Annotated in this window: 14 protein-coding genes; all 14 read left to right on the top strand. The window is 40.7% G+C overall.

The features are described from left to right. Positions 1–234 (top strand): hypothetical protein (locus PGQ38_RS18455; RefSeq protein ID WP_270433027.1); only part of this gene is annotated, 234 nt, incomplete at its 5' end. 67 nt (positions 235–301) lie between these two features. After that, positions 302–559: a hypothetical protein gene (locus PGQ38_RS18450; protein ID WP_173718738.1), complete on the top strand. Its 258-nt coding sequence runs from the start codon at positions 302–304 to the stop codon at positions 557–559. A gap of 83 nt (positions 560–642) precedes the next feature. Next, positions 643–903 carry a type II toxin-antitoxin system Phd/YefM family antitoxin gene (locus tag PGQ38_RS18445; protein WP_173718739.1) on the top strand — a complete coding sequence of 87 codons (261 nt, stop codon included), beginning with the start codon at positions 643–645 and terminating at the stop codon, positions 901–903. Continuing rightward, entirely contained in the window at positions 893–1,096 is a 204-nt protein-coding gene (locus PGQ38_RS20255; protein WP_173718740.1) for a type II toxin-antitoxin system RelE/ParE family toxin, read from the top strand. Before PGQ38_RS18445 ends, PGQ38_RS20255 begins: the two co-directional genes overlap by 11 nt. 429 nt (positions 1,097–1,525) lie before the next feature. After that, positions 1,526–2,077 carry a flavin reductase gene (locus PGQ38_RS18435; RefSeq protein ID WP_270433025.1) on the top strand — a complete coding sequence of 184 codons (552 nt, stop codon included), beginning with the start codon at positions 1,526–1,528 and terminating at the stop codon, positions 2,075–2,077. 90 nt (positions 2,078–2,167) lie between these two features. Then, positions 2,168–2,875 carry a hypothetical protein gene (locus PGQ38_RS18430; RefSeq protein WP_226818148.1) on the top strand — a complete coding sequence of 236 codons (708 nt, stop codon included), beginning with the start codon at positions 2,168–2,170 and terminating at the stop codon, positions 2,873–2,875. A gap of 1 nt (position 2,876) precedes the next feature. Continuing rightward, positions 2,877–3,464 (top strand): SOS response-associated peptidase, encoded by a 588-nt coding sequence (locus PGQ38_RS18425; RefSeq protein WP_118580718.1) that lies wholly within the window; start codon positions 2,877–2,879, stop codon positions 3,462–3,464. Positions 3,465–4,407: 943 nt separating this feature from the next. Continuing rightward, entirely contained in the window at positions 4,408–5,877 is a 1,470-nt protein-coding gene (gene ltrA, locus PGQ38_RS18420; protein ID WP_117579884.1) for a group II intron reverse transcriptase/maturase, read from the top strand. Between the two features lie 128 nt (positions 5,878–6,005). Next, positions 6,006–7,208, top strand: coding sequence for a Y-family DNA polymerase (locus PGQ38_RS18415; RefSeq protein ID WP_270433030.1), 1,203 nt, complete (start codon positions 6,006–6,008; stop codon positions 7,206–7,208). 7 nt (positions 7,209–7,215) lie between these two features. Continuing rightward, positions 7,216–7,461, top strand: a complete 246-nt coding sequence (locus tag PGQ38_RS18410; RefSeq protein WP_178730423.1) for a hypothetical protein — start codon at positions 7,216–7,218, stop codon at positions 7,459–7,461. Positions 7,462–7,778: 317 nt separating this feature from the next. Continuing rightward, positions 7,779–8,162: a DUF4313 domain-containing protein gene (locus PGQ38_RS18405; RefSeq protein WP_226818145.1), complete on the top strand. Its 384-nt coding sequence runs from the start codon at positions 7,779–7,781 to the stop codon at positions 8,160–8,162. 235 nt (positions 8,163–8,397) lie between these two features. Then, the gene (locus PGQ38_RS18400) at positions 8,398–8,520 is read left to right on the top strand and encodes a hypothetical protein (protein WP_264292699.1); all 123 of its coding nucleotides are present in this window, start codon (positions 8,398–8,400) and stop codon (positions 8,518–8,520) included. Further along, entirely contained in the window at positions 8,510–8,917 is a 408-nt protein-coding gene (locus PGQ38_RS18395; RefSeq protein WP_195380379.1) for a hypothetical protein, read from the top strand. Before PGQ38_RS18400 ends, PGQ38_RS18395 begins: the two co-directional genes overlap by 11 nt. A gap of 18 nt (positions 8,918–8,935) precedes the next feature. Continuing rightward, a complete protein-coding gene (locus PGQ38_RS18390; protein WP_270433021.1) occupies positions 8,936–10,096 on the top strand; it encodes a DUF7666 domain-containing protein in 1,161 nt (386 codons plus the stop codon). The last annotated feature ends 82 nt before the right edge of the window (positions 10,097–10,178 follow it).

The following is a 10,178-nucleotide window of genomic DNA, read 5'->3' as shown; positions in this document are numbered from 1 at the left end:
TATATTTTGAAGGCTACTTTTAGATATAATGGAAAAAAGGCAGAGTGCACAAATGCAACTCCTGACTGCAAGATTCTTGTACCTAATGTTTATAAGGTGATTACAAAAGATGCTTCAAAAGCAGGTGATGTTGCGCTTGGATATTTTTATTGCCAGCACATAAAAACAGGAAAAGGTGCTGGAGGAACATTTTCAATTAAGTGTGCCGCAAACGGATCAGTCACTATTAGTTGACGCAGGAGAAAATAAATTTTGTTTCGCTGTTAAAATATAATGAAACATGTAACGGAGAGAAAGGTGGTTGTCGTTAGCCATCTTTTTTTCTTTTATGATAAGAATGCTTTATGCAACTTCGGAAAAACACGAAGGCTACATTGCAATTACCACGCCGGATTCCAAATATCCATTAAAAAGTATTTTAACATTTATCCGTGAAGTGGTTGAAACAGATGAGAAACTGAAATGTGATAAATACTGCCATCTTGGAGTAATGCTGGTGAATAAGAGAGAATTTGGAGATGACAGATATGGGTATGGAATGATTTGTGAGAATCCGTAAACTTGTATGATATATTTTTCTATCAGCAATTGTTGCAATGTCATAATTATGGTATGATAATCCCATCAAAGGAGGCGCCTTATATGCCACAGATTATTCCGATTAAAGACTTGAAAAACACAGCAGAGATATCCGAACTTTGCCATAGAAGTGAGGAACCAGTTTATATAACCAAGAATGGATATGGCGATATGGTGATTATGAGTATTGAAAATTATGAAAGAGCCATGAAGAAGCTAAGAATGTATCAGGCGCTGGAAACTTCCGAAAGGCAGATTAAAGAGGAAAGCGTAAAAGATGCCAGAGAATCGCTTAGCGCAATGAGGGGGAAATATGGTTTATAAACTAATTGTTACAGAGCGTGCGGAAGAACAATTAGATGAATGCCTATATTATCTTGTATATCGGCTGGGGAATAATATAGCGGCAGAACATTTGCTGACATGTATAGAAAAAGCATATGATCGCCTGGAAGAGAACCCATATCAATTTCCAGAATGTCGGGACGCATATCTAAAATCCTTAAAATACAGGTAAGTTATTCTTACGGATATGTCCTACTTGATGATTGTCAAAGTAGTTGATTTGGAGGTATATATTATTGGGATATTTCTTCAACTGGAGGATTACCGGAATAAATTATCATAAAGAAAACATGTTTCGTGAAAAAAACTGATTCGTATTGGAATATATAGCAAATTTTGGGAAGTGTTGAAGAGATAGCACTTCCCTTTTTGGTGGAACATCAGAGTAAGCGCGTTATGAATTTTTTCCAGAAACATGTAAACCGGATGGAATTGATGGAAAACTTATGAAGGCAACTACTCTGGTTTATATGGCGGTGAAAGAAGTAATATGATTTCGTCCGAAAAATTGCAAGAAAGCCTTGCGCCATTATTGGTAGATTGATATTCTAATAGTAAGAGAAACAAATCTTCATAAAATAGACAGAACCGGAGGGCTGTTATGCAGGATTATAAAAGGGAAGAATACAAAGTATTTGAATTATTTGATAAGAAATGGGCGCTTGTGACAGCTGGGAATATACAGCATTATAACTGTTGTACGGTAAGCTGGGGAAGCCTTGGGAATATCTGGGGGACAGCTGGGAACAGTAGGTCTACGGTAACCGTATATGTCCATCCAGCCCGTTACACAAGTGAGGTATTAAAAGAAAGTGATATTTTTACTGTCAGTTTTTATCCGGAAACCAGCCGTAAGGCATTGGGATATCTTGGATCACACTCCGGACGGGATGAAAATAAAATAGAAGCAGTAGGTTTTACACCTGTAAAAATGGGACAGGGTGTCACGTTTGAGGAAGCAGAGTGTACATTTCTTTGCAAGAAGCTGTATCAGCACCAGTTCTCAAGGGAAGATTTAGCCCCGGAAATCCAGGAATATTATGCGGCAAAACCAGAAGTCTATCCGGATTTTAAGGGTGGATGGCAGCCGCATTATGTATTTGTGGGTGAAATCATAGATGTAAGGAAAAAACAAGAAAATCATGTTGAATAATGAGACATTTATGAAGTTGCCATTTTTTATATAAGGAAATGGGAAAACGGTTACTAAAAGACGATAGGTACAGGTTGAGAGGGAGAAAAGATGCTAAAGAAAATATTAATGCCAGTAACTGCTGCCATGTTGCTTTTGGTTTCACCAGTGACACTTTATGCTGCCGATAATACATCTGTTGGTGAAGTGCCAGCGAAATTTAACTTAGAAAGAGATTCCATCTTAGAGAAACCTAAGATGGATGGAATACAGCTTACCAGTGAGGATCTAAAAGGGCATTGGCTGGCAGCAGAGGTAGAAGATTTTAATGCGGCAGATTTTGATTCGAATGGGGACTGCCATATTACGATCTTCCAGAATGGAAAAAACAACGATCTTTGCATTCATCCAGATGGATCTTATGAATCAGAAGAAATAGAGGATGAAAAAATTGATCAGTTTCAAGTCCTGAAATCAAATGATTTTATTTTTTACTATAGTTTGGTTGACGATTCTTATGGTGGATTTCTGTTTATGAATGGGGAACAGTCGGACCGGGCGTATGTGATTGAGGCGGAATCAGATTTGTATTTGTCTGAAGACAAATTTATATTGATTGAGAATCAGAAGGCCTACGATTATGAACTGATCGAGAATACCATTCTCTGCCTGGATGAGAATGAAATTATGGGACTGGAAGTAATTGCCTATTCACCAGATCTGGTTGTGTGTAGAGATATTCAAACGAAAACAAGTGGAGTTGGGGAAATGAGTGATCTTATAGTATTTGTTCGGGAAAACGCTCTGGAGGCAGAATAAAATGTGCGGCAGGTATTATATGGATGAGGAAACTTATTTGGATATCCAGAAAATTGTATCTGAAGTAGAGGTATCTTTTGGGCGAGAACTGATAACTGGCGACATTCATCCCACAGAAGCTGCACCTGTAATTGTAAGCCCCGCTCATAAAAAACTACAGTTGTGTAAAAAAGCCTGGGGGTATCCTGAATGGCAGAATAAAGGCGTCATTTTTAATGCCCGGGTGGAATCGGTGACAGAAAAAAGAATGTTTCAAAATGGAATCCATTATCACCGGACCGTGATTCCTGCTGCCGGATTTTATGAATGGAGTAGGTTAAAAGAAAAAAATACATTTTACCGGAAGGATAGAACCCCTCTTTATTTGGCTGGATTTTATGATCGGTTTGGTAAGGAAGATCGGTTTGTGATTTTGACCACTGCAGCGAATGCTTCCATGAGCCCTGTTCACGATCGGATGCCCCTGATTCTGGAAAAAGACCAGATTATCCCCTGGCTATGGGATGAAAAATGTGCAAAAGAAATTCTATCCCAGACACCGGCTCTGCTGGAACGGTATGTCCCCTATGAACAGCAGAGGTTATTTTAAATAAGAAAATACGATTTTAAAAGTGGCTGCTATGCGATAAAACCAGGATAATCAAAGTTCTTGAGGGTTTGCCCCTCACGAAGAGAGACCCTCAACAAGTTTGATTATCCTAAAACCAACCTGGCATAGTAGCCTTTTTCTATGTATTCGTAACGATCGGAGCGAAAAAAGAAATTAACAGGTGTTGTTTAATAGGTTTTGTCCCGATATTCGGGGCTAAAGGGATTTTGGAGAAGATTACCACTTTACATTCTGCCTTGGAGTAGATATAATAAACAAAAAAGAACAAACGTTCGAGAAAAGAGGCGGGAAGTGTGGAACGTACCATCTTACACAGTGACGCAAATTGTTTTGTGTGACTTGAAAGTCACTACATTTATTGTCTTACCGTAAGGTGTAAGACCTGCTGTTCCGTCAGTTGAGTCTAATATCTACAAAGTAGCGGGTAACTGCTATGAGGAAACGAGATATGAAAAATCATCTTTACAGAGATGTAGAACTGATTCCGTGAGGATAAGAACAAGTAAGAGCAACACTGACTTGAGATGATGACTGGGATAGAATGGCTAAGATATCTGAATCACTGGTAAATGCCGTTATGCGCGAACAGGCCAAAGGTTGCTGGGCCTGGCCCAAAATGGGAATGCGGTTTGGTTGGGGGTTGAAACAGCCATCACACGGACTATAGAACCGTCGGCAGAAAGGTGGAGCCTAATCTACCAGCATAAATGTAGTGGAACAAGGTAAGCCCGTATATCTCCATAAAGATACGGAAAGTAACCCGTAAGGGAAACCGATAGATGTGCGGGTAAGGAGGACGGAGAAAGCGAATGCCTTCTTGTAATGAGAAGGATAGAGAATATACTCACCCGAAAGGGGGCAGACTTCCGTCTGGTCTTATGTTGCAAGAGAATTAGCAGAATTTCTGAAAGGAGAAATGCAAATGTACGAGAAATCGTGTGCATCTTCAAATCACATTAAGAGCTGGAAGGATATTGATTTTGGAACAGCTGAATATGAGGTTAAGAAACTGCAGATGCGTATTGCAAAGGCTGTAAAGGAGAACAGAGTAGGAAAAATCAAATCCTTACAATGGACTCTGACTCATTCGTTTTATGCAAAAGCAATTGCTGTAAAAAGAGTAACAGAAAACAAGGGTAAAAGAACACCTGGAGTAGATGGCGTGTGTTGGATAAGTAATGAGGACAAATTTAACGCCATATTCACACTTCAGAGAAGAGGATACCAACCTCAACCGCTCAGACGAATCTACATTCCAAAGAAAAATGGAAAAAAGAGACCACTGAGTATTCCTACAATGAAAGATAGGGCAATGCAAACATTACACAAAATGGCACTGGAACCAGTCACAGAAACTCTGGCAGACGGCACTTCATACGGATTCAGACCCAACAGATGTGTTCAAGACGCTATAGAGCAATGTTTTGTCGACTTGGCTCGAAAAACAGCACCAGAATGGGTGTTGGAAGGTGACATAAAAGGATGTTTCGATAACATAAATCATGAATGGATGCAAAAGAATATCCCTATGGACAAAGAAATTTTGCACAAATTTCTTAAAGCTGGATTTGTGGAAAAGGGAAAACTCAATGCTACTGACCAAGGAACACCACAGGGAGGTACTATTTCACCGACGCTGTGTAATTATGTATTGGACGGATTAGAAAGATTATTGAAGAATAAGTTCAAACGATATTGGTCGAAAGGTAGACAGATAAATCCAAAAGTAAATCTGGTGCGCTATGCAGATGATTTCATTATTACAGGAGCATCAGAGGAACTATTAAGAAACGAGGTACTACCTTTAGTAAAAGAGTTCATGCATGAAAGAGGATTAGAATTATCGGACGAAAAGACAGTTATTACGAACATACACGATGGATTTGACTTTTTGGGTTGTAATATTCGTAAATATGGGGATAAATTACTTACCAAACCATCAAAACAGAATGTTAAATCAATTATGCGTAAAATTCGTGGAACAATTAAGAAGTTCCGAACGGGCAAGCAATCCGATCTGATCAAATGCCTGAATCCTATTATCAGAGGATGGGTGAACTTTCAGAAGTATAACGTATCTTCGGTTGCATTTAGATATGTGGACTGGCAGACATTCAAGGCGCTATGGAGATGGTGCCGACGTAGACATAAAAACAAACCAGCCGCATGGATAAGAGATAAATATTTCCACAGAATCGGAAACCGTAGCTGGACTTTCTCTGAAAAGCTGACGGAGGATAATTATCTCGCATTAGTATATGCAACCGACACAAACATTACCCGTTTTACACGTATTAAAGCGGAAGCGAATCCCTACGATGAAATTTGGATGGAATACTTCGCTGAACGCAAAAATAAATCCTACAGCAATTTCAAATTTGTATACGAATGATATACAACCGGCTTATTGTGGCAGCAATAGGCTTTATAAGGCTTGAGCCGTATGATGGGAAACTATCACGTACGGTTCTTAGGGGAGGGAAGGACAGTAATGCTCTTCTCTTACCCGACTATGCCAGCGTGGAAATGTTATACCACCCGGAGTATGCCGGGCATCCCCTTGCAGTAGGCGGGGATCCGGAAGCAAGGCATGGGATTATCTTGACAGCCAATTATACAGCAAAGAAAAAAGGGGTGAAGACCGGAATGGCGCTCTGGCAGGCAAAAATGGCATACCCGGATCTTATTATTGTACCGCCACGGATGGATCTGTATCTGAAGTTTTCTTCTATGCTAAGGGAAATCTATGGAGAGTACACGGATCTGGTCGAACCGTATGGATGTGATGAAGCCTGGTTAGACGTTACAGACAGTGCGATTTTAAAAGGGGATGGAAGAAAAATAGCAGAGGAAATCAGCTGGCGGGTGAAAAAGGAACTGGGAATTACAGTTAGCATCGGTATTTCCTGGAATAAGATCTTCGCAAAGCTGGGAAGTGATTATAAAAAGCCTGATGGGATTACAGCGTTTTCAAAGGGAAATTATAAAGAATTGCTCTGGAGACTTCCGGCTGCGGATCTTTTGTATGTCGGACGTTCTACCAGGAAGACTCTGGATCGTTATGGAATTAAAACAATTGGTGAGCTTGCTTTGTCGGATCCTGAGTTTTTAGAGCATTTATTTGGAAAAATGGGCCTGGTTCTTTATTCTTTTGCAAATGGATGGGATGACTCTCCGGTATCGTCCCAAGGGTATGAGGCGCCTGTGAAGTCTATTGGCAATAGTACGACTACGCCAAGAGACTTAGTAAACAACCTGGATGTGCAGATTGTATTGATGGCGTTATCAGAAAGTGTTGCAGCAAGGCTAAGGAAACATGGTTTTAAATGCAAGGTGGTGTCCATTACAATCCGGGACAGCGGGCTGTTTTCATTTTCCAGGCAAAAAAAGCTGGAGTGCCCTACGGATATTACAAATGAAATTATGGCTGCTGCCAACGCGCTTTTTATAGAACATTATAACTGGCAACATCCGATCAGAAGCCTTGGTATCCGCGCGGAAAAACTGGTACTGGCGGATATACCAGTACAGCTTGATTTGTTTATAAGCGAGGAACAACGGGAAAAGCAGGAAAAAATGGACCAGGCTGTAGATGAGATTCGCAGAAGGTTTGGGTATTTCAGTATCCAAAAAGCGTTTGTGTACCAGGACAAAGCTCTGGCAAGCTTGGATGCACAAAGTTCCCACACGGTTCATCCGGTAGGCTATTTTAATGGGAGGTGATTGGTAAATGGAAAATGCAAAAGTATATGTAGAGGTTCTGGTGAGTTTTGATAAGGACGGAACTATGAGTCCAGTGGAATTTATCTGGGAAGATGGAGAAAAATATCATGTGGACCGTATCCTTGCAAGGGAACGCTGTGCAAGCCGAAAAGCAGGCGGAACCGGGATCCGTTATACGGTAATGGTGAATGGGAAAGAGAGCCACTTATATTACGAATTTGATAAATGGTTTATGGAGAGACGCTGTTCCTAATAGATTGACTGAAAACAGGATAACACACAATATATGGAAATATAACGTTGACACACACTATATATTGTGCTATCCTATAATCGAATTATCGTTTATGCATAGCACCCTATGTAGAAGAATTTAGTCCTGGCAAAATACCGGGAGCAATCATTTGAGACAATAGATCTGAGAAATATAGGAAGACATCAAAAACCTGGAATGGATTTTTGGTGTCTTTTTTTGTTGTCAAAAATTTCAGAATCTAGGCAAAGGGAGCAAATACGAAAGAAAGGAGAAGAGGGATAGTTCAAAAAATAAAAGATTATCGGAGGATGAACGTGGAACAGAAAATTTTGCAATATGAAAGCGAGTTTGGCAAGGAAGAAATCATGCTGCAAGTGCGTCCCTATGGGTCTGGAAGCAGACTTTATATTGGAATGGCAAAGCCGGGCGAGGAAGAGGCGTCATATGGTGATTTAACGGTAAATTTACCATATGAATCAATAGAGGTGAATGAAGCATTCATTTCAGACGCTTCTTGTAAGCATAAACTTCAGTTTATCCGCAAGTATAAGCTGGGAAAAGTCCTGCAAAGAGTGGGGCGTTCCGGATATTGTGCTTACCGCCTGGTTCAGTTTGATTTGAAAAAACTGGCAGAATACGATCCGGAAGGCATGGAGAAGTTTCTTGCTGAGCATGAAAAAAAGGGAGGACAAGCATAAATGGAAAATGCCGGAAACCGAAAAATGTTAGAACTATAAAGAAGGTGATGGCATAAGAAATGAAGAGTATGCAGGCTATTATTGCCTGGTACTGGCAATCGTGTGTGGGCTGAACGCGGCGGAGGCCTGGAAAATCTATCAGTATGGACCAGACCATCCACTAAGCAAAAAGATACTGAAGCGCAAAATCAGGGATTCCTCCCTGAAAAGGATGAAGAAAAAAGAGCAGGAGAAAATGATGAAAAAGCTGTTTCTGGAAGGCTACAGTAAAAACGCAATTGCAGATGCGTTTGAATGCTTACCGGAAACTGTAACAGCGAGAATCAAAAGAGCAGAGGAGGACATGAATGGAACGTAGAAATATAAATACAGTTGGAACGATATTTAATGACTTTTTAGGTTTGTACACAGGAGAAAGACCAGTTGGGATCCGTGAGCTGATCCAAAAATATGACAAACATCCGGTCCTGATGGGATTGTTGTCCAATGTGGATTCTATTATCTACGTGGATGTCAAAAAGGCCATGTATGAGATTTATCCGCTTTATAAGAAATATAGACATTGTGCGTTGGACGATGAAGCATGGAAAGCCATTGTGGAGAGTGCGGAGGCGCTTGAAAAGAAGTGGAATGGAAACCTTTGGGTACGCCGGGTAATCCTAAATCTGGTAAATGAGCTGGATAAGGAATCTAAGGAACTGCAAAGAGCGGCAGCTGGCGGAAATGCAGAAAATCACGCCTCCAAAGCTGCATAATGACGGGAGGAGTTTTATATGCTGGAAAAATTAGCCAAAAGCATAGAGGAAATAAATGTCCTGGCGGAACATTACCGAACCTGTCATAATGTAGCGGCAATTGAAAGTCTTGCAAAAGAACATTCCATATCCAAAGAGGACATGGATGCTTTTATAGCGGGAAAAAGGAATTTTCTGCTGAAGGTTTTGTTAACCCGGCAATCTGCGTCTGCAACCGAAAAGCTGACAGAAGAAATGCTTCTTTTGCAGGATCCTGGGTATGCGACTGTGATTGGCACGTATCTTTTAGACCTTGCTAGAAAAGATCCTGTTATGAAAGAGGTGATCCTCCAGCCCCATAAGACGTTGCGGCGCTGTATCGAATATGTCCATGAAAAGGCATATGAGACGGCACTTAAAAAGGCAAAGAAAGAGGGAAAAGCTGGTGTGGGGCAAAATACTGGTATTGCGATTGGCTCTACAGAGGTATTTGCCTGGGTAATAGACTATTACCTGTTGGATGACCGTAAGGATATGGAGAAAAAAGCGCAGGAAGAAAAGGATACAATAAAGAAAGCCTGGAAGAAAGCGGAATCTATCAGGGCATTGTCAACAAAATCAAATGATTCAGATACAAAGAAAGATGTTTCGGAAGAGGCGCTGGTGGCAGCAAAGCCAGTAGCGAAAAAGAAAGAGGAACCGGAGCAGCTTTCTTTATTTCAATTTAAACGATATGGGATCAATGAGACAACGGAGGCAAATTGCAGACAGAATGGATTCCATTGTGCGGAAAATCCGCTGGATTGTCTTGTTCACTATCCGAATTGGAGAAACTCCAGGTATTTTGTAGTGAAAGCATTTGGAGATCTGGATGAAGATGACTGGGATACCAAAATCTCGTGCACAAAGATGGAACTGAAGGAGGAACTGGATTTTTCAATGCTTTTACTACGGGGAGCTGCGTATATGGCAATACATCCGGACCGCCCATGGTGCAGCCTGGTTTGCAAAGAAACAGGTGTGGGCAATAATGGATTCGTAATTGTACGCGGCAAACAACCAAAAGCAAAAGGAAGGAAAAATGATCTTCTTATTCTTGTCCAGGAAGAGCCTGACAGCAATGAGATTATATATGTAAACCAGCTCTGTGTGGATGGCATAAGATATAAGGAAAATGAATGGTACGGAATTGCAGATTGAAAATTGGATGCTGGATCAGCGGTCATAGAGAAACCGCAGAAAGGATTATTACGATGAAGTTAGGATATTTGGAATTTGTTGA

The organism is Blautia faecis (assembly GCF_027662325.1).
In the GTDB taxonomy this organism is placed as follows: Bacteria; Bacillota; Clostridia; order Lachnospirales; family Lachnospiraceae; genus Blautia_A; species Blautia_A faecis.
The sequence above is the reverse complement of the archived record's forward strand: the minus strand, read 5'-3'. Positions and strand labels throughout refer to the sequence as shown.